The sequence below is a fragment of the Chitinophaga silvatica genome, from assembly GCF_003419895.1.
GTDB lineage: Bacteria > Bacteroidota > Bacteroidia > Chitinophagales > Chitinophagaceae > Chitinophaga > Chitinophaga silvatica.
On the sequence record NZ_QPMM01000007.1, the window covers coordinates 290,527 to 311,281 of the forward strand.

Sequence of the window (20,755 nt, forward strand, 5' to 3'; positions counted from 1 at the left end):
TAAAAGTAAACTGATGACAAACTTTCTTCATCAGGTAAAATTACTTTTAATACCTCTTTATTTCTTATTGTATTAATACTACAGATCCTGTTTTTTGAACAACCTTTCCATTGTTGTCTATGGCTTCAGCCATCCATACATAGGTACCAAATGGTTGTAATACTCCTTTCAATTTACCATCCCAACCAATTTTTTCGTTATTGGTTTCAAACACCAGAAATCCTGAACGGTTGTATAATCTGAAATAGCTAAGTTGTCGCATGCCCCTAAGATTAACCCGCAGTATATCGTTTTGTCCGTCTCCATTTGGCGTAAATGCATTAGCTACAAGGATATCAGTATAAGGTATTGCAACAACCAGTAATGTGTCTGTACTGGTACATCCTGATGGAAGGTCCATTTTGATAAGATACTTCTGAGGGTTGTCGAGCGTTACAGTTACTTCCTGGTCGCTCCAGGCAGAAAGTCCAAAGGTTGGTGTCCAGTTATAGGTAGCACCAGGAATAGTTCTGGCTTTCAGCCTGGTAGGCCGACCAACAGAGGTGGTGACAGTTGGAAGCCGCAGTCCGGGATCCGCTGTGACGATAGTCAGGCTTTTGGTAGTTTGACTACCGGAAAGTGGGCAAACATCTGATGCAGCTGTTAATGTAACATCATAAGTACCGGGAGCCATATAGGTAAAGTTAGCATCCGTCTGATTGCTCTGTTGTCCATTGCCTGAAGTCCAGGTATAGCTTAAATTTCCTGTTGCAGAAGTCGTGTGATTTATAAACTGAACAGGAACATTAATACAAGAATTTATGAATGAAAAGTCAGACTGAATTGGAGCTTGTTGATTGATGGTAATTTTATTAGAAGCTGCCGCAACGCATCCATTCATATCAGTGCCAATTGCTGAATAGGTACCTGGTTTGGTGACCGCCAGTTGGGAACTATTACCAGGTAATGCAGAATTATCCAACATCCATTGCAGGTTTAAGTTTCCACTTGCTGTTAGGTTGACAACTGAATTAGCGTCACATAAAATATTGGAAGAAGATGAAATCCCGAATACTGGTAAAGGATTTACAACCAGGAATCCATTTTGATAAATGATGTTGTAGTTAGGGGCTGTTGCTCCGGTAACAAGAATCGGATAGTTCCCGGACGGAGAAAACTGTTGGGCAGTTATTGAAGCAATAGGAATACTGGTAAGCGCCTGTAATGATTCATTGTTTACAAAACCGCTGTAATTGATATTGGGAGTAGGATTATTATCTCCATAACATTTGCTTACATTATTAACTTGAATAATAAGGGTTGCAGGATTTATAGTTAAGATACCATCTTCGAAAGAAATCTGATAGTCGATGGATGTTAAGCCATCAGGTATTATCTTATAGCTACTACCGGTATTGATAGCACCCTGGGAATTACCGCTATAACTAAGATTTCCACCCAGTACAGCAGCCGTTTCTCCACTAACCAGGCCAGAGTAACTTACGCCATTGCCTCCGTTATAGGGTTGTCCATCATACGTTTTCTGAACATTTAATGCTTTAATGATTAAGCCGGCTTTTTGAATAGTCAGATTACCATCCTGGAAACTAATATTGTAATTATTGGAAATTAATCCTGAAGGTGTAATCAAATAATTAGAACCGGCATGAATAGCTCCCTGAGAGGTTCCTGTGAAAGTTAAACTGCCGCCCAGAACTGATTGTGTTTCTCCGTTCAGCAGGCCATAAACAGTAATGCCATTACTTCCGGTATATGGAAGACCGTCATAGGTTTTGGTGGCATCATTTGCAATAACAGTTAGATTGGCTCTATTGATAGTTAAATTACCAGGAAGGTAGGTAATACTATAGTTAACCGCACTTTGGCCAGATGGAAGAATATCATAGGTACCAGTATTTACAGCTCCCTGCGAGGTACCTCCATAAGTTAAATTACCAGTAACTACAGTTTCAGATTCGTTATTAACAAATCCTGAATAATCTACATAGTTACCACCGCTATAGGCAACGCCGTCATAGGTTTTATCATCATTCCTGGCTGTAATTGTAAGTGGTGCCTTATTTATGGTGAGTGTGCCAACTACATAATTAATTGTGTAATTGTATGCACTAAGTCCGGAAGGAACTATTATATAGGTACCACTATTAATAGCGTTTTGCGCCGAACCAGTATAGCTTAGAACGCCTGTGACTACTGATATACCTTCATTGTTTACAAACCCTGAATAGTCGACATCGTTTCCACCATTATAGCTAATACCATCATAAGTTTTTGTATCATTTTTCGCAGTAACAGTAAGGGTAGCTGTGCTAATGGTTAAGGAGCCATTCGCGTAATTAATTGAATAATTAGGAGCGTTAAGCCCATTTGGTATAATTTGGTAAGTGCCGGTATTAATGGCATTTTGGGCGTCTCCGTTATAAATTAGATTACCAGTAACTAAAGATTGATTTTCGCCATTTACAAATCCAGCGTAGTCGACATCGTTACCCCCGCTATAGCTTAATCCATCATAGGTTTTAGAATCATTTCTTGCGGTAACGGTAAGTGTTGCCGGATCTATAGTCAACGTACCATCTACATAATCAATAGTATAGTTGGGAGCATTAAGCCCGGCTGGCGTAATATGGTAAGTGCCGGTATTAATGGCATTCTGGGCGTCTCCGTTATAAATTAGATTACCAGTAACTAAAGATTGATTTTCGCCATTTACAAATCCAGCGTAGTCCACATCGTTACCCCCGTTATAGCCTAATCCATCATAGGTTTTGGAATCATTTCTTGCGGTAACGGTAAGTGTTTTCGGGGCTATAATCAGCGTACCATCTACATAATTAATAGTATAATTAGGCGCGTTAAGCCCGGCAGGTGTAATATGGTAAGTACCGGAATTGATAGCATTTTGAGCGTCTCCGTTGTAAGTTAAATATCCAGTAACAAAAGATTGTGATTCACCATTCACAAAACCTGAGTAGTCTACATTGTTACCCCCGCTATAGCTTAATCCATCATAGATTTTGGAATCATTTCTTGCAGTAACGGTAAGTATTGCCGGATCTATAGTCAGGGTACCATCTACATAATCAATAGTATAATTCGGCGCGTTAAGCCCGGTAGGTGCAATATGGTATGTGCCGGTATTAATCGCATTTTGGGCGTCTCCGTTATAAATTAGATTACCAGTAACTAAAGATTGATTTTCGCCATTTACAAATCCGGCGTAGTCGACATCGTTACCGCCGATATAGCTTAATCCATCATAGGTTTTGCTATCATTTCTTGCAGTAACGGTAAGTGTTGCCGGGTTTATAGTCAGCGTACCATCTACATAATCAATAGTGTAATTAGGAGCATTAAGCCCGGCAGGGGTAATATGGTAGGTACCTGTATTGATGGCATTTTGGGCGTCTCCGTTATAAGTTAAATTGCCAATGACTAACGATTGATTTTCGCCATTTACAAATCCAGCGTAGTCGACATCGTTACCCCCGCTATAACTTAACCCATCGTAAGTTTTGCTGTCATTTCTTGCAGTAATGGTAAGCGCTGCCGGGTTTATAGTCAGGGTACCATCTACATAATCAATAGTATAATTAGGTGCGTTAAGCCCGGCAGGCGTAATATGGTAGGTGCCTGTATTGATAGCATTTTGAGCATCTCCGTTATAAGTTAAATTACCAGTAACTAAAGATTGAGACTCACCATTCACAAAACCAGCGTAGTCGACATCCTTCCCCCCGCTATAGCTTAATCCATCATAGATTTTGGAATCATTTCTTGCAGTAACGGTAAGTGTTGCCGGATCTATCGTCAGCGTACCATCTATATAGTCAATATTATAATTAGGCGCGTTAAGTCCGGCAGGCGTAATATAATAGGTGCCTGTATTGGTAGCATTTTGGGCATCCCCATTATAAGTTAAATTACCAGTGACTAAAGATTGATTTTCGCCATTTACAAATCCCGTGTAGTCGACGTCATTACCGCCGCTATAGCTTAGCCCATCGTAAGTTTTGCTATCATTTCTTGCAGTAACGGTAAGCGTTGCGGGGTCTATCGTCAGCGTTCCATCTACATAAGTAATAGTATAATTAGGCGCGTTAAGTCCGGCTGGTGTAATATGGTAGGTACCTGTATTGATGGCATTTTGGGCGTCTCCGTTATAAGTTAAATTGCCAATGACTAACGATTGATTTTCGCCATTTACAAATCCAGCGTAGTCCACATCGTTCCCTCCGCTATAACTTAACCCATCGTAAGTTTTGGAATCATTTCTTGCAGTAATGGTAAGCGCTGCCGGGTTTATAGTCAGCGTACCATCTACATAATCAATAGTGTAATTAGGAGCGTTAAGCCCGGCAGGGGTAATATGGTAAGTGCCGGTATTGATAGCATTTTGAGCGTCTCCGTTGTAAGTTAAATTACCAGTAACTAATAATTGATTTTCGCCATTTACAAAACCAGAGAAGTCTACATCGTTACCATCGGTATATCCTAAACCATCGTAAGTTTTGGAATCATTTCTGGCGGTAATGGTAAGTGTTGCCGGGTCTATAGTCAGCGTTCCATCTACATAGGTAATGGAATAATTGTATGCACTAAGTCCGGATGGTGTAATGCTGTAGGTACCGGCGTTTACGGCATTTTGGGCAGTACCTCCATAGGTTAAAACTCCGGTTACAACTCCCGGAGGTTCATTGTTCACAAATCCGGAAAATGTAATATTGTTGCCATCATGATACGCAAGACCGTCATATGTTTTGGTATCGTTTACTGCCGTAACTATAAGAGGGGCTTTATTTACTGTAAGGGTACCATTTACATACTGAATATTATAATTAGGTGCACTTAATCCCGCGGGGATAATAGTGTAGGTTCCGGAATTGATGGCATTTTGAGCATTGCCACCGTATGTTACGGTGCCTGTAACAATGGTAGATGTTTCACCAGTTACAAATCCAGTGTAGTCGACACCATTACCACCATTATAAGTCATTGCATTATATGTTTTAGAGGCATCTTTTGCAGTAACAGTAAGTGTAGCCTTGCTGATTGTTAACTGGCCTGATGAATAAGTGATGGAATAATTATCGGAGGTAAAGCCAGTTGGTGTTATTGAATAATAATTTGCATTTATTGCATTTTGTGATGACCCAGTGTACGATAGTGTACCTGTCAATACACCTGGGGTCTCATTTTTTACAAGCCCGGTGTAGGTAACACCATTACCTCCGGTATAGGCAATACCATCATAAGTTTTAGAATCATCGTTTGCAGTAATTGTTAATTCAGCTTTTTTTATGGTAAGCGTAAATACATTGGAGGCATCAGCATAAGTACCATCTCCGGGTTGGGAGGCTGTAATCTGAACTGTTCCGGCTTTAATTATTTTGATTTTCCAGGTGTTATCTGATGGATCGATATAGGCGTCTGCGATAGTCTTATCTGCAGAGCTGTATTGTACAGCCAAACCTGAAGAAGCAGTGGCTCCCGGGTTGAAGTCTGCATCTCCATAATTTTTAGTTATGGGATTTACTGCAATGGTTTGTGGAAAGGCTGAAATTTCATAAGCCCCGATATCGATTTTCCCCCCATTAACCATATTTGCAACACGTGGTTGGCCATTTAAATCGAGCGTTCCGGCATTTAATCCGGGATATAAGTCATTGCTTCCTGCATTTTTAAGCGGACTTGCAGACATTAAGGTTAATTCACCAACCGCAGTAGGAGCATCCTGGTAGTTTACAGGAATGGTAAACTGAGGGGCTGTGAGTCCATTGAGTCGGTGAGTTGCATTATCAGCACCCATTTCCTGGATTAGTGAATATTGTATATCCGGAGTGGGAATGGGTGTTATTCCATTTGTATTTCCACTAAGAACGGTATTATAAATCTTTCCGGTAACCGGACCAACAGTACTGATAGTATAACCTGCAATGGAGTTACTGTTTCCAGTAATTGTATTGTTTATCAGCATGTAGTCACAATTAAGAAAGTTAAAAGCAGAAGCCCTATTAGTCGCAAAATTGCCGGTTATAAGCGCATTAACAAATGAATATTTTCCTCCATTACAGGAGAAGGCTCCGCCAGCTGTTGTAGCACTGTTTCCCCGAACTTTTATATTATAAGCATCCAGTTGGTTTATAGATGAGCCATAAAATCCTGCGCCCTGAGATGTTGCAATGTTGTAGTTAATGGTAACGTTATTGAGAGAAACTGTAGTGGCGAGAACGGCATAAATTCCACCACCGATGGTACTCGAATTGCTTGAAAGTTCTGTATTGTTAATTATTATAGTAGGAGAACTATTGATACTAATACCACCTCCACAAAGATCTCCGCTGTTTCCTTTTATAATTGAATTTTCGATTACAAGGCTATTATTTTGTAAGCAAAAGATTCCGCCTCCAAGGGCTATAGATTTGTTATTTATTATTTCAAGGTTTCTTAAAATACAATCGCCAGCACCTGTCAAAAAAAGGCCAGCGCCGTAGTGGCGGGAGATAAGCATATTATCAACTGGGACTGAAGATGCAAAATTTGCAATTCCGTTTCTGATTGTTACTCCATCCAATATCGCATTTTGAAGATCATTTACTCCCAATACCACATGATAAGTATTATCGTTTTCCAGGGATGGGTCGCCAATGTTGCCATCTAAGATTGTTTTATTGGCAGTATTATTCAGGTTTCTGTCTCCCGGCGTAGCTTCAGTACCGGCAAAATTGCCATAAATCTTAAGACCGGCAACCAGTTTAAAGGAGCAATCACGTGGATTAGTTGATATCCCATCAACAGGATACTTTGGAAAATAGATACCCCCGGCCACCCAAATTTCATGAATAGTACTTTGAGTTGCTGCAGCCAGTAAGGCATCCGCCAATTCACCAACAGCATTATTCCAGCTATCTCCGGTGCCGGTAGCTCCCTTTTTAACATATAGAATACCATTGACATCTGGAGTGTAATTGAAGGTTGGTAAACTTCCTTTTGCTTTAACCCAGTTGCTACCAGACGTAGTAAAATCATTTGTGTTACTAAAAGATGGAAAATAACAAAGTAATAGCAGGAGAAATAAGTAGTACTGTTTCATTTACTGTCGATAATATGAGAATAGGGGGATAAAATGCATACACTCACTCAGTGAGTTACATCAGATATTTCATAGGTAACTCAGGTGCATTTGGTTAGTGTACTGCCTATATTATTCGAAACCGGGTGTAAATATAATGCGTTTTTATTATTTGAGAAGAGGAAAACAATAATTAGCTAAAAATTGGCACACTTTTTAGTGATTAACGTTGTCGTATATACGTAAAGCAAGTCTGTAATTTTAACCTGTTCTCCGAAAAGTGTAGTTTATAATTCTAACCAATCCCTTAAGGCCGTATTTATCATTATTAAACTGGTAATTTTATGTCACGAACCTCAATTATTACACTTTAATATTAATACTACCCCGGTATTCTATCAGATAGATATCTGAAATGGTATACATCCCGCTTTCAATTAAACACAATAATCACTGTAATCATTCATTACCATGAAATGGCAACTTTTAGGAATCGGTACACTGGTTTCTTTACATACTTTTACTGCTGACGCTCAGACAATTGCATCTGACAGTCAGGGAAAGGATATATTTACTTTTCGTCAAACTGGGAAAAGATCTGCAACTGTAAAATCTGCCAGCAAGGCATTGGAATTAAATTATGAGCAAAGAATTTTCAGCCCAATACAATACTTTGTACCCCGTATGCAGGATACTGTTTCGTTTAAAGCGGGAAAATTTAAGTTAATAGGCGACTCAATTATCAGTATAGAAGACAAAGATGATAGTCTTAATAATTCCAGGCATTTTACAGTTTCAGAAGGGCAAAGTATCTCTATTACTGGAAATATAGGGAATGTTGCATCGAATCTTTTAGATATCTCAAGTTCAGATTTAAGTTGGGGTGTTGGATTAGGTTATGGGAAAAATATTGATGCCTTCAACAATATGGCAAACATTTTTTCTTTGAAAGGTAAAACTTTGCAAAGCTGGCATGTTGGTGCTCATTATGAAAGGCAACCGATTACTCTTCTTGATACTGCAAATGCAAAAAGCTATAAACAAGGACTTTATCAGGTAGGTATCAATGTTGAATGGAATATTTACTTTAAACCCAGACCAAAGCTCTTTTGGGGAGTAGTCCTAACAGGAGCGCTTGATTATGGGAAATCAGCTAAGAATCTGGGCGATTATGAATTGTATGAATCTAAACTGATTACTGAATCTCTGATTAGTATTACAGGTAAAACCGGAAAACTTGGAACCCCGGAAAATGTAGCTACTTTAAGAGGTAGTATTGCCTTTCCAATGATGCCTAGGCCGGTAGAAATAAAATACAAAAAAGTTACTCAAACCACTCTGCAATTGACATACGTTCCCTATTACGTTATTGAGAAAACAATGAATGGGAAAACTGAAAACCGAATAGGTGGATATCTCAATGTAGCGGAAGGCCAGGATATCTTTGCAAATAATTCATCAATCATTTCAGGGTTGGGAATTGGCTCTGATTATGCAATTGGTGCAAAAAAATTACAGGTATTTGTTTCAGGTACCATTAATATAACCAAAATGTTATATCATAAGCCTGCAGAGCAAGCATCTAATCAAAAATAGTCAAATCAAACTATAAGGCTTGTGTAACTTGCAGGCCTTATAGTTTATTAACTAACCTCGCACTTTTCTCTATCATTCAGAATCAATATCTTTACCCCCATATCCTTTACCATTATGCCTACATCTGTTGCTATAGAAAGAATTTCTATTCGTTTATTATTGCTGCTAAACACACTGGTATTACTACTTCATCTGGCTATTATATTGAAATTCATCCCGTACGATATTGTCTGGGGTGGAAGGTTAAAGAATGATGGAGATATGTATTTCCTTGAAACGATCTCCATAGCAGCTAATTTGCTTTTCAGCTTTCTTGTAATGATCAAAGGAGGTTACATCAATATAAAAGTTTCAAATAAACTCATTAATATACTCCTGTGGGTATTCGTTGTTCTTTATTTACTCAATACATTAGGGAACATTTTTGCGGCCACCATATTCGAAAAATGCTTCGCGGTAATAACACTTATTTTTGCATTACTTACTGGTATAGTTTTATTGTCTAAAAAATAAATTTAGCTAATATTCAAACTATATCCTTTGCCATGAATATTTTTAATACTGATTGATGCATCCTTTTGGAACTTTTTCCTGAGTTTTGAAACATACATATCCAGACTACGGCCGGTAATAACCCCTTCATCTTCCCAGCCTTCCTTCAGGAGGAGGTTTCTGTCTATAACCTGATTCATCTGTCTTACAAAGATGTTGAGCAGTGTTAGTTCTTTTGCTGTAAGCGCTGTAGTTTCGGCATCATGAATCAAAACTCCGGTATCCGGACAAAAAGTGTAACTGCCAATTGCAATTCCCCTCGCTGCTGACTTAGTTGGTACAGCTTGTTGTTTAGGTTGTTTTCGTTTTTTATAAAACTGTATTCCCGCTGTTGCTGAAACAATAACCAGCAAACCGGAAAGAATTGGAGTAACATAGCCACTACCAGAATCTGAAGGAAGCTGAATATTAATAATATACTGTCCTTCGTGCATTGATCTGCCTACACAAGCCACATTTCCCTTAATTATATCTTCACTGGTAAAACCATAAACGATTTCACCAGAATTTGCCTGGCTTACTGTTAAGGTATAGGAACCAATGATTTGTTGGTCTTTAAGTAATATTTCAGCAATATTGACCAGCGAGTCTGGAACTAATTTAAACGGGCGCTCGCCTGAAATCTGGTAAGAATGATTTGAAGACTGATGTACGGTTACTCTTGATGTACTATCACCGGCAGTTAATAATAAGCGGTGGCCCAGACGCCTGAACAGGATAAGTTTGCGGTTTTCCTGTTCTGAAACCTCCTGTGCTACACTGTTTAAACTGAATGTTACAAGAAGAAACAGAATTGTGAATCGTGTATATAAATGCCTCACACTAAAAATTTTACGTTTCAATTTACACTTTTTTACACTCGTTTACCTACCCCTGCATACTTGCTCCTTTACCTTCGGTTGAAAATTTATTAAACTTAATTTTTATGATTAGAAAAATGCTGACAGCAAAGGTTAATGCAGAAAATTGGTTAATACTTATCCGCATAATTGCCGGATTACTGATTATGGTTCATGGAATGGGAACTTTTAATCCTATTCATATGAAAGGAAATATTGACTGGCTTACCGACTTGCATTTTCCGGCTCCGACTTTCATGGCTTATTTAGGAAAAGGGTCAGAGTTTATTGGAGGAATACTCCTGATTTTAGGATTATTGACAAGGTTCGCGGCTACCGTACTGGTGATCAATATGTCGGTTATAACGTTTATCATGGGTTCAGGAAAAATATTCACAGAGGATCAACCTCCGTTCCTGTTACTTATACTGTTTGTTTATTTGCTGATTATGGGTGGAGGGAATTACAGTCTGGATAAGATTTTACTGGATAAATCCTCGAAATAAAAAATATTAAGAGCCCATCAAAGGTGGGCTCTTATTGGATATTATTGAATCGCCTGATCAAGTATTCGTTTGAATTCCGGCGACTCAGGAGAACCCATATTATAATTGAGTAACTTACCGTCAGGGCTATACAGTAAATAGTGTGGTATTGCATTAATGTTTAGATACTTCATAAAAGTGCCCGAATTATCCCACAGTTGGTAGCCATGCATATTTAATTCGCTCATTCGTGTAACCCATTTACTGCTATCTCCATCTACCGATAGTCCAACAAAGGTTATTGGTTTACCTTCGTACTCCCGTTCCAGTTGTTGAAAAACCGGCATCATTTTACAACATGGCACACACCAGGATGCCCAGATGTCGAGCAGTAAATACTTCCCTTTAAACTGTTCAAGCGATGATTTACTTCCGGTAGCATCCTGAAAGGAGACTGGTGGTAGTCCGGCTCCTTTAATTGTATACTCGAGATTATTAAAAGTACTCATTAGCATTCTGCGCTTTGCTTTATCAACTAAAGTACTGGTAAGCTTATTAAAGGTGATGCGATCGCTGTTAAAGGAGTCACCTACTTTATATCTGGATATGTAGGCGTTAAGTAACAGCTCGATGACCGGATCTGTAATCTGAACACTTTTTATTTGCTTTTTCAATAAATGAATTTGCTTATCTATTTGTTCCAGCGTTTTTCTACCCGAGAAGGGATGTAGTCCTGTAGCCACATTAAGTTGGTTTACTATGTTCTGAACATTGCCCGGGAATATGGTCATGAAAGGATCTTTGCTATATTTTATTTTAGCCGGCGGAAGACTGAAAAATGAATCGGGGAAGTTTTGTTTGCTCGGATAAAATTGGAATAAACTGCTTGAATAGGCATCTACAGACCAGAAACGGATAAATTTATGTACTAAAGGATCCAGGCCAGGGAATTGGGAGATAGAGTCAGCAATCTGATCAAACTGTTGCAAATATGCCATTGCAGATGCCTGATCGGTTGGTGGGTGTTCCCATTTATCGAGCATTAGTTTATTATACCTTTCCTGTTGCGTTATTATCGCAAGATTATTGATGTCTAATCCGGATTGAGCATCACAACGCAGCCGCCTCGGACCATTAGAAATAATAGAAAGTTGAATTTTGCCATCTGGTAATACATATAATGGAATACTAAATGAGAACTTCTCATTTCCGGTACCCCTGACAATATATAGCTGAAAGAAAGCCGCCCGTTTAAGATCCAGACTTAGCCGGAATGTCGATTGCCCGGTAATAGTTTCTGTAATTGAAACAGGTTCTCGCCGTAAGCCTGCTATCGTCATTTCTTTAAGAAAAATAGTTGTTTTTGTACTATCTTTTTCTCTAAAGACACCTTCTATGGTGGTAAGAGCATTAACCTGTAAGAAAGAACCCAACAGGCAACAAAACAAAATAAATCTTTTCATAAAAATCATTTAAAAAGAAGCCCTGTCAATAATCCGACAGGGCTTCATGAAATATTAAAATGGCTGGTAATTATCTTGGATTCTGTTTGATATTCGGGTTTAAATCAAGTACCTTCTGTGAAATCGGTAATATGAAACGTGGATCTCCTGGTTTCAATATCTTATCTCCATGCTGTACACTGATATTACGTCCTTCGAGATTTAAACGCTTAATATCGAACAGGCGCAGGCCAATGAATGCCAGTTCTATGCGGCGGTCATTCAATACCAGATCAAGCGCTTGTGCCGGAGTTTCAGCGGTTAATGCTTTATAATCGGCGGTTCTAAACCGCATTTTTCTTAAAGCGTTCAGGTCATTTAATGCCTCAGGAGTATTGCCTAATCTTGCTTGTGCTTCTGCACGTGTAAGGAGCAGCTCTCCATTTGTAATACCAATACGGTTGTAGTTATAAATTGCACCGGTTTCCAATACTCCTGGCATTGGTAAAGTTTCTCCATAGTAACCTAATGTGGTAGTACCGAATTCATTACGTAAATCTCCCGTTGTATAAAGAGCCGCCTGGGATTGGGCTATCAGGAAATTAAACTGATACGCACCGCCGGCATTCCTTCCATACTTTAGGTATACAATATCTTTTATGTCAACAGATGAACTTGGAAAACCTAATAATCCTTTTTTAGTAGCGGGTACACTCCAGCTAAAGGTATTATAGTCGTAACTAAAGCTGTTTAGTTGTAGTGCCTTATCTGCTGCTTCGAAAGCTTTTTGCCAATTTCCCATATATAAATACATCCTTGCCAGCATTCCAAAGGCAGCAGCTTTACTGGGGCGATAAGTATAGGTGGATTTATCTGCCAACAAATTAGTAGCCTGAGTAAGATCTTCTTCAATAAGGGTATATACATCCTTTACTGAAGCTCTGGCAGGTAGCGCATTGATATCTGGTTTTACAGGCAATGGTACACCGGCATCGGTGGCTGCAGTGGCAGAGTTATAATGTGTTGCATATTCATTCACCAACATTAGGTAGGTATATGCACGATGTACGCGGGCTTCTCCCTCCACCTGGTGCCGTTTAGTTACATCACTCTCGGTATTCGTTGATAAACCGGCTAATACTGAGTTGCAAACATATAACGTTCTGTATGCGTTATTCCAATCGGGATCGTCTTCTCCGGTATCATAAAGTATGTCGAAATCATAAGCTCTTACTGCCGCTTTTCCGAGATAGGAATTGGCAGAAGCTCTGAATTCTTCCGGCAGAAATATTTCGTCTGTGGAATATAACTGGTTAGCACTTGTAGCTGTAACCCTCAATGGGTCAGACATCAGCGCTAAATAATCGTTTAATGTTTCCGGGATTACCTGGCCTTTGGGCTTTACATCCAGAAATTTGTTACAGGAACCAAGTAGTATAGCAGTAAAAGCCAGATAAAATTTATATTTAGAATAGAACTTCATGTAAATATCATTTAAAAATTAAGGTTCAGCGACAATACGTAACTTTTTACCGGAGGCATTGCAGGAAATACTCCACTGGCAAGGTTGTAATAGTCCGGATCTATCTTTTCTCTGTTGGCTGTCCATAACCCTAAATTGTTTCCCTGGGCCATGATAGTGGCGCCTGTAAATATTTTAGATAGAAATTGTTTAGGCAGATTATAAGAAAGTGTTAATGATCTCAATCGAACAAAAGAAGCATTGTCGTCCCAGACGCTGGAATACCAGAAGTAGTTATTCCATTTTGCCGGAACTGTGCTATTATCAAAGAGTCTTGGTATATCGGTAAACTGCTCATCACCTGGTTTCTGCCATCTGTCTGCAATGGTATTGGTAATCGGGCGAGTACCTAATGTAGTACCTGGAGCAGGCTTACGCATTACATATCCTGCTTTGAAGGTGAACTGAGGTGCCAGAGAGAATCCTTTATAACTGAGGTTGAACATAACCCCCCCATAAACAGGTGGAGTAAGTGTACCTACATACTTCAATGCTTTTGGGTCGGTCATTTCTGCATCAGAATACTTTACTACTTTTCCTGAAGCATCATAAACCTGTGGTGTTCCGGTGGAAGATAGTCCGGCCCATTGGTAGCTATACAAATAGGATAGGGGCTTGCCTAAAACGGGAGATGTACCCGTTATATATGCATTAGCCGTGTTACTCGGCATATTTACAGCGGTCACTTCATTTTTATTCCAACCAAAATTCACGGTAATATCTAAACGTACTTTACGGTCAATCGCGATGGTAGACAGGTTAATATCAATCCCTTTATTGAGCAGCGCAGCTGTATTTACCTGAGCTCTTGTAAAACCAGTGGTTGGGTCGAGGATGCTGCTACCCAGCAAATCGTAGCTTCGTTTTCTGTATACATCAATGGAACCGGTAAACCGATTATGCCAGAATGAGAAATCGGTTCCTAAATTAATTGTAGCCGTTTTTTCAGGGCGAAGTGCCTGATTTTCGGGATTGGTAAAGGTTAGCAGATTTTCCTGTGTTGAAGAATTCTTACCTGTACTGGCTATTGGGAACGGACTCGAACCAGCAATATTACCGGTAATACCATAGGTAGCTCTTAGCTTCAGATCATCAATAAATGTCAGCTCCGACATAAATTGTTCTCTGGAAATTCTCCAGCTAAAACCACTGCTCCAGATAGGACGATAACGATACTTTGGATCGGTACCAAATAGATCTGATTGATCTATACGCATACTTCCACTAACTGTATAGCGGTTATCATAAGTATAAGCTGCATTTGCAAACAACGAAAAGAAGCGGTTATCTCTGTTACTGAAGTTCGGGCTCCAGGAGTAGGAATTATAACTTCCTTTGTAGTTTGGAGTATAGGTCGACAAGGCTAATGCATCGTAGATATCTGAGGTGCCGGCTTGCTCATTGTAATTATAATACCTTTCGCCATTACCCACATTGCTGATCCTTCTTATCTCAGTTCCTGCTACGGCGTTGATAGCGTGTAGGGAAATCGTTTTATCCAATGTCACGGTATTACGGAATGTATAGCTGTTAAAACGATTTTTTGTTTTGTCGAAGATCGATCCGAATGGGATTTTATTTACATAAGCATTTTTATTGGCATCAAATACTCTCCAGCTATTAGTCAGATTTTTAACATACCAGGTGTTTGGGTTTTGTAGTACATCAATGTTTGAGAAGCCTAATTCATATAAATATTTTGAACTGAATACAATACCCTTCGCTATTTTGTAATCGGCTCCCAGATTAAATCTTCCAACGAAATTGCTATTTACATTGCTTGTGTTTTCGATATTTTGAAGCGGATTGAAATCCCAGTTACTATATCCATTGGCGTAGTAACCAGCTTTAAGATGTTCTGCTATACTGGTATACTGGGATACATAGCTACCATCAGGATTTTTATACAGCTCATAAGGTCTTGCACTGGTAATATCGTAGTTGTTAGGAGTATTTGATCTGATAAAAGTAGAGTTTACTCCCAGTGCTAAAGTTAACCGGGGGTGCACCTGTAAGGTATTTTTAAGATTAAGGACCAGGTTTTCATTATCATTCCCTCGGGCAGTTGCGAGTCCTTTGCTATAAAGTGCAGAAGCATAATATTTGTTGGTATTCCCACCGCCACTAAGGGAGAGATTTACCTGGCGTTGTATGGCATTTCTGTAGAATAGGTCCTGCTGTGACAGGTTATTAGCTTTTTTTAATGCAGAAAGTCCTGCTGTTACTTCATCGGCAGTTAATAACCCTTTATATTTTTTATAGTATAACTCTGCAACCCTGGAGTAGCCATCATCGGCTTTAGCCGGATTAAACCAACTAATACCTTTGTTCATCATTTCATTTTCAAAATCGATATACTCTTCGGTGCTGGCTAGTTGTTGATAAGAAAAATCGGGTTTACTATCAATATTCAAATTGGTGGTTAGGTTGAAATTAGTTTTACCAGATTTACCATTTTTTGTTTTGATAACGATTACTCCATTAGAAGCACGGATACCCCAAATAGAGGCAGCAGCGGCGTCTTTCAAGACGGTAACGCTTTCAATGTCATTTGGGTTAATGGTAAGATTTCCACCTTCAATAGGAAAACCATCCACAACAATCAATGCTTCAGCGGAGGCGTTGATGGTAGATTTACCTCGTACCTGTAGTGCGCCAGAAGGACCAACAAGTACTCCGGGCACCATTCCTTCCAGACCTTTGGCAAAATTTAGGGCTCCTAAATTGGTAATTTTCAATTTACTCTCATCAACCGATGCAAAAGCACCAGTAGCTCTTTCTTTGGGTAGTTCCTGGTAACCAGTGGAAACTACAGAAATTGCGTTTAGGTTATTAGTAGAAATTTGTAGTTTGATATTTTCTACGGTGCTTTTGTTAACTTTTATTTCCTGCGTTTCAAAACCGATGAAAGAGAATACCAGGGTGGCAGGAATGTTTATATTGGAAATTGTATATGACCCATCAGCAGTGGATTGTATACCCTTGCTGGTTCCTTTAACTAAAATGGTTACACCTGGTAAGGCATTACCCTGTTGATCAGTAATTCGTCCGCTGATCGTAGCTTGTTCCTGCTGGCTGGCAGTAGCTTTTTTGACAATAGTTATAGTTTTATCTTCTATTGAAAAAGTGAGTTCCTGGCCCTTCAGGCATTCACTTAAAAATTCAGATACAGAAGCTTCTTTGACAGCTACTGTAACTGGCTGGGCAGACTGAATTATGGCATAGTCGGAAAACACGACAAACCCAGTTTGTTGCTTAATAGCTGTAAATACATTTTGCATTGGTACTTGTTTGCCTGAGAAAGTGATTTTCTGAGCAAATGCAGCGACACTACCCTGAAGTGCCAGTAAAACCAGTGCAGATACTTTAATCATTCTAGTCATAAACGTTTTTTGGTTGGCATGTATGGTCTGGCTGTTTTGATTAAAACAGAAAGACATATATCTGATATTGGATAAATATTATTGTAAAACGATCAGCTGATTTCCGGTAAGCTGACAATGAATTTGGTTCTTTTCAAGTATCTTAATCACGCTGGAGAGTGGTAAGTCTCTTTGTATTTCTCCCTGAAAAAATCTTGTTGGTATTCCATCTTTGTAAACAATAGTAATATTATACCATCTTGCAATCTGACGCATTACAGATGCGATATCGGCTTTCTCGAAATGGAAATAGCCGTTTTTCCAGGAAATAGCAGCATCCTGGCTGGTTGTTGATATAGTAATTGAATGTTCATTAATTGTTGCTTCTTCTCCAATTTTCAAGTGTTTCGAAAGAATTCCTTTACTAACGGCAATGGCTCCTTCCAAAAGGGAGGCGCGTATCACTTTTTCTTCCGGATAGGCATTTACATTAAAATGCGTGCCTAATACAGTTACATTTACATCATCAACGGTCACACGAAATGGTTTTCCAGGGTCCTGTTCTACTTCAAAGTAAGCTTCTCCCTGTAGTTTCACGACTCTTTCCTTGCCAGCAAAAACAGTAGGGTAAGTTAGTCGGGAGTCCGCATTTAACCATACTTTTGTGCCATCAGATAAAGTTACCTGAAATTGGCCACCACGAGGAGATGTAAGGATGTTTTGACTCACTTGTTTTTGTCCTGTAGCCTCATATTGTAACTGTCCGTTTCGTTGCTGAATAGCTGTATTCCCTGCATGTATAGTCTTATTACTGCTGTCCAGAGGAATTATAGTGCCATCTTCCAATGTAAGGAATGCTTTATTACTGCCAGGTTGTATGTCTTTCGGCATCAGGGTAGCGACTTTATTATCTACCTTCGGAATATGATAATTATGCCATATATACGTTCCTGTAGTTATGAGTAAAGCTATTGCTGCTGCCCATTTGAGCATGGTAGTTCTACTAAATATTTTTGGTTGCTTGCTATTGTTTAGGTATTCTGCTTGTTCAAGAACAGCCTCAAATATTTTTCTGCTTTGCACTTCAGGCATAGTAGATTCCGGAGAATAATTCTCCCATACTTTTTCAAGTCCTTTATCTATATTTTCCAATTTCTTCTCGAGTGCAATCAGTTGGAAAAGCTCTGCTTCTTCCGCTGCTGTAGCGGTTTGGGCATAGTATTTTTCCAACAGCAGATTTATTTTCTCCGTTGGCATATTCTGGTATTTTCCACTGCTTTTGATCTAAATAAAACATTGGTCTGTATATAAGACAAATGAAAAAGACAATGGTAGCAGTTGGGAATAAAAAAAATTATGGGTCTATCAATCGGAGAATAACAAGAATAATAATTATATCTTCTTTATAGGAGATTTTCAAGGCGTGGCGAATAGATTTAAGTGCTTCTGTCAGATGCCTTTTAACGGTAAGGTGAGAAATTTGCAGTTGTTCGGCTATTTCCTCTATTTTATAATGATCGTTGCGGCGTAGGGTAAATACTTTCCTTTGTTGTGCAGGAAGTGCTTCTACAGCTTTTTGAATCTGAATACGCAGATCTTTTAGGAGTATTTGTTCCTCATTATCTGTTGCTTCTAAAGTAAACTGGTTGCTTTCCAGGATTACAGCTTCCAGGGCTTTGCGGCGTAATCCGTTTATAGCGGCATTTTTTGCAATCTGATATAGATATGCATTGAAATTTTTCACATTCTGAAGATCATTTCTGTTTAACCATACCTTTAAAAAAGTGTCCTGTACGATATCTTCAGCTGATTCTTTTGTTTCTACTATCCTTAAGAGGAAAAAATAAAGTTTATCTCTGTATGCATCAAATAGGGCACGAAATGCCATAACATCCCCATTGGATACATCTGTTATAATTTCATGTATGGATGGTTTATTGGTCATTATTCCCTGAAACCCTGGTTGTTTATTTGGTTTATAAAACCACTAATATTTGAAGGTGTAAATTGTAAGCATTCTCGTCCACAAATTAAGCTCTTTTATTTTAATAAATTATTACCTGTAACATTAGTACAAATATGTGATGTGGAATTACTATCGATTGGAATATTATAAAAATCTAATAAGATGATTGTTTTTGATAGAATTCAATGAATCTATTGAATAGTTGTTTTCTTTCAATATATTTGTAAAAACATAAGACCCATGAAGCATCTTATAGTATTGCTATCTGCTTTTGTTATCTTTTCTGGTAGCCTGAGTGCTCAGGAGAAGCAGGAACCCTGGAAAAATAGCCAGTTATTGGCTCCAAAGGTATTGGCTGATAAAATAACTAAGAATCAGACGGCTGATGTACTGATATTATGTGTTGGACCAGATGCTGTCATTAAAGGGTCGGTGGATCTTGGGGCTGCACATGATGCAGAAAATCTGGTAAAACTAAAGGATTATCTTAAAGATGTACCTAAAGATAAAGAAGTAGTTATTTATTGTGGATGTTGTCCTTTCGCTAAATGTCCGAATGTGCGTCCTGCTTTTACTGTGCTTAATGAAATGGGATTTAGAAATGCAAGGTTGCTGGATCTGCCTAAAAATATTAAAGTAGACTGGTTAGATAAAAATTATCCGTCAAACGACTAATATGAGAATACTGTTTTCCATATTGCTTATAGTTTTTTCTATACAGAAAGGCGGAGCACAGAATAAGCCGTTGAAGATTGGTGAATCTGCGCCTGCAATTGCTTTACCTGCTGTAAATGGTGACACGCTTTCTCTTTCTTCATTGAAAGGGAAACTGGTGCTTATTGATTTCTGGGCTACCTGGTGTTCACCCTGTGTAGAGGAGCAACCAGTATTGAAATCTATTTATGAAAAATTTGGAAATAAAGTAAAGGAAGGGAAGTTCGAAATATTGGGAGTATCGCTCGATAAAAGTAAGGATAACTGGCAGAAAGGTATTGATCAATTACAGATTACCTGGCCGCAGATCAGTGATCTTAAATTCTGGAAAAGCCCGGTAGCTAAGGATTATGGCATAGAAGGACTTCCATTTAATGTAATCATAAATGAAAAAGGTAAAATTGTTGCCATAAACCTGCATGGTAAGGCATTAGAAACCTTTATCAGCAATTATTTAAAGAAAATGTGAAAATGAACAAGCGGGAATTTAAAGATAATGTATATACGGAGCTGGCGAAAATTGCCAAGGCAATGGCTAATCCCCACCGGTTAGAAATCATTGATTTGCTGGCGCAGGGGCCATTTTCTGTAGAGCAGATCGCTAACTATACAGGTATGTCTATCGCCAATGCATCTCAACATTTACAAACGCTTAAGAATGCAAAATTGGTGAAGATTTCCAGAGACGGTAATTTTATTAATTATTCGCTGGCCGGAGAAAATGTGTTTAATGCATGGACAGGCCTGCGGGAACTTGGATTTGCCTACAATGCACAGGTCGAGAAAGTAATCCGGGATTTCAGAAACGGACAGGGGGGAGGAATGGATGCAATTGATACAGAAACACTGGCAAAGCTGCTCAAGAAAGATGAAATAGTATTGCTGGATGTAAGGCCAGAAGAAGAATACAATCGTGGGCATATTCATAAAGCAATTTCGGCTCCCATAGAAAACCTTGATGCATATTTAAAAAAACTCCCCAAGAAAAAAATGGTTGTAGCCTATTGCCGCGGACCTTTTTGTGTGTACGCAGATGAAGCAGTAGCTTTCCTCAAAAATAAAGGCTACAACGCAAAGAGAATGGATGAAGGATATCCCGAATGGATGCAGAAAGGCCTTCCGATAGAGGTTTCAGAATAAAATGTTTTTAATCAGGTTAAAGAGTGGTAGCAGGTCTACCACTCTTTTTTTATTTAATCATAATT

13 protein-coding genes are annotated in these 20,755 nt (G+C 38.9%); 6 read left to right on the forward strand and 7 right to left on the reverse strand.

Annotated features, from left to right (window positions below):
- Positions 1-64: 64 nt before the first annotated feature.
- Positions 65-7,093 (reverse strand): MBG domain-containing protein, encoded by a 7,029-nt coding sequence (locus DVR12_RS14685; protein ID WP_116976544.1) that lies wholly within the window; start codon positions 7,091-7,093, stop codon positions 65-67.
- A gap of 450 nt (positions 7,094-7,543) precedes the next feature.
- On the opposite strand from DVR12_RS14685, the gene DVR12_RS14690 reads away from it, so the two are divergent.
- Together DVR12_RS14690 and DVR12_RS14695 are read left to right on the forward strand one after the other, a co-directional pair.
- Positions 7,544-8,668, forward strand: coding sequence for a hypothetical protein (locus DVR12_RS14690; protein WP_116976546.1), 1,125 nt, complete (start codon positions 7,544-7,546; stop codon positions 8,666-8,668).
- Positions 8,669-8,782: 114 nt separating this feature from the next.
- Positions 8,783-9,181, forward strand: a complete 399-nt coding sequence (locus DVR12_RS14695; protein ID WP_116976547.1) for a hypothetical protein — start codon at positions 8,783-8,785, stop codon at positions 9,179-9,181.
- Between the two features lie 2 nt (positions 9,182-9,183).
- Here DVR12_RS14695 and DVR12_RS14700 read toward each other — a convergent pair whose 3' ends face one another.
- A complete protein-coding gene (locus DVR12_RS14700; RefSeq protein ID WP_147323464.1) occupies positions 9,184-10,041 on the reverse strand; it encodes a winged helix-turn-helix domain-containing protein in 858 nt (285 codons plus the stop codon).
- 104 nt (positions 10,042-10,145) lie between these two features.
- Between DVR12_RS14700 and DVR12_RS14705 the strand changes: the two genes are divergently transcribed.
- Positions 10,146-10,565, forward strand: coding sequence for a DoxX family protein (locus DVR12_RS14705; protein ID WP_116976551.1), 420 nt, complete (start codon positions 10,146-10,148; stop codon positions 10,563-10,565).
- Between the two features lie 41 nt (positions 10,566-10,606).
- Here DVR12_RS14705 and DVR12_RS14710 read toward each other — a convergent pair whose 3' ends face one another.
- The 5 genes from DVR12_RS14710 to DVR12_RS14730 form a co-directional block, all read right to left on the reverse strand.
- Complete coding sequence (locus DVR12_RS14710) at positions 10,607-12,007, reverse strand: TlpA family protein disulfide reductase (protein ID WP_158563278.1); 1,401 nt, start codon at positions 12,005-12,007, stop codon at positions 10,607-10,609.
- Between the two features lie 70 nt (positions 12,008-12,077).
- Positions 12,078-13,469, reverse strand: coding sequence for a RagB/SusD family nutrient uptake outer membrane protein (locus DVR12_RS14715; RefSeq protein WP_116976553.1), 1,392 nt, complete (start codon positions 13,467-13,469; stop codon positions 12,078-12,080).
- 11 nt (positions 13,470-13,480) lie between these two features.
- Complete coding sequence (locus DVR12_RS14720; protein WP_158563279.1) at positions 13,481-16,891, reverse strand: SusC/RagA family TonB-linked outer membrane protein; 3,411 nt, start codon at positions 16,889-16,891, stop codon at positions 13,481-13,483.
- Positions 16,892-16,969: 78 nt separating this feature from the next.
- Entirely contained in the window at positions 16,970-18,127 is a 1,158-nt protein-coding gene (locus tag DVR12_RS14725; RefSeq protein ID WP_116976555.1) for a FecR family protein, read from the reverse strand.
- A 97-nt stretch (positions 18,128-18,224) separates the two neighbouring features.
- Positions 18,225-18,815 carry an RNA polymerase sigma-70 factor gene (locus DVR12_RS14730; protein ID WP_116976556.1) on the reverse strand — a complete coding sequence of 197 codons (591 nt, stop codon included), beginning with the start codon at positions 18,813-18,815 and terminating at the stop codon, positions 18,225-18,227.
- A gap of 261 nt (positions 18,816-19,076) precedes the next feature.
- On the opposite strand from DVR12_RS14730, the gene DVR12_RS14735 reads away from it, so the two are divergent.
- The 3 genes from DVR12_RS14735 to DVR12_RS14745 are packed head-to-tail and all read left to right on the forward strand — an operon-like array spanning position 19,077 to position 20,690.
- Positions 19,077-19,511, forward strand: coding sequence for a rhodanese-like domain-containing protein (locus DVR12_RS14735; RefSeq protein WP_116976557.1), 435 nt, complete (start codon positions 19,077-19,079; stop codon positions 19,509-19,511).
- 1 nt (position 19,512) lies between these two features.
- The gene (locus tag DVR12_RS14740) at positions 19,513-20,019 is read left to right on the forward strand and encodes a TlpA family protein disulfide reductase (RefSeq protein ID WP_116976558.1); all 507 of its coding nucleotides are present in this window, start codon (positions 19,513-19,515) and stop codon (positions 20,017-20,019) included.
- A 2-nt stretch (positions 20,020-20,021) separates the two neighbouring features.
- On the forward strand, positions 20,022-20,690 hold the full coding sequence (locus DVR12_RS14745; protein WP_116976559.1) for an ArsR/SmtB family transcription factor: 669 nt from the start codon (positions 20,022-20,024) through the stop codon (positions 20,688-20,690).
- The last annotated feature ends 65 nt before the right edge of the window (positions 20,691-20,755 follow it).

Coding starts and splice junctions, on each gene's coding strand:
- DVR12_RS14685 (WP_116976544.1), bottom strand. CDS start 7,093: ATGAAACAGTACTACTTATTTCTCCTGCTATTACTTTGTTATTTTCCA.
- DVR12_RS14690 (WP_116976546.1), top strand. CDS start 7,544: ATGAAATGGCAACTTTTAGGAATCGGTACACTGGTTTCTTTACATACT.
- DVR12_RS14695 (WP_116976547.1), top strand. CDS start 8,783: ATGCCTACATCTGTTGCTATAGAAAGAATTTCTATTCGTTTATTATTG.
- DVR12_RS14705 (WP_116976551.1), top strand. CDS start 10,146: ATGATTAGAAAAATGCTGACAGCAAAGGTTAATGCAGAAAATTGGTTA.
- DVR12_RS14710 (WP_158563278.1), bottom strand. CDS start 12,007: ATGAAAAGATTTATTTTGTTTTGTTGCCTGTTGGGTTCTTTCTTACAG.
- DVR12_RS14715 (WP_116976553.1), bottom strand. CDS start 13,469: ATGAAGTTCTATTCTAAATATAAATTTTATCTGGCTTTTACTGCTATA.
- DVR12_RS14720 (WP_158563279.1), bottom strand. CDS start 16,891: ATGACTAGAATGATTAAAGTATCTGCACTGGTTTTACTGGCACTTCAG.
- DVR12_RS14725 (WP_116976555.1), bottom strand. CDS start 18,127: ATGCCAACGGAGAAAATAAATCTGCTGTTGGAAAAATACTATGCCCAA.
- DVR12_RS14730 (WP_116976556.1), bottom strand. CDS start 18,815: ATGACCAATAAACCATCCATACATGAAATTATAACAGATGTATCCAAT.
- DVR12_RS14735 (WP_116976557.1), top strand. CDS start 19,077: ATGAAGCATCTTATAGTATTGCTATCTGCTTTTGTTATCTTTTCTGGT.
- DVR12_RS14740 (WP_116976558.1), top strand. CDS start 19,513: ATGAGAATACTGTTTTCCATATTGCTTATAGTTTTTTCTATACAGAAA.
- DVR12_RS14745 (WP_116976559.1), top strand. CDS start 20,022: ATGAACAAGCGGGAATTTAAAGATAATGTATATACGGAGCTGGCGAAA.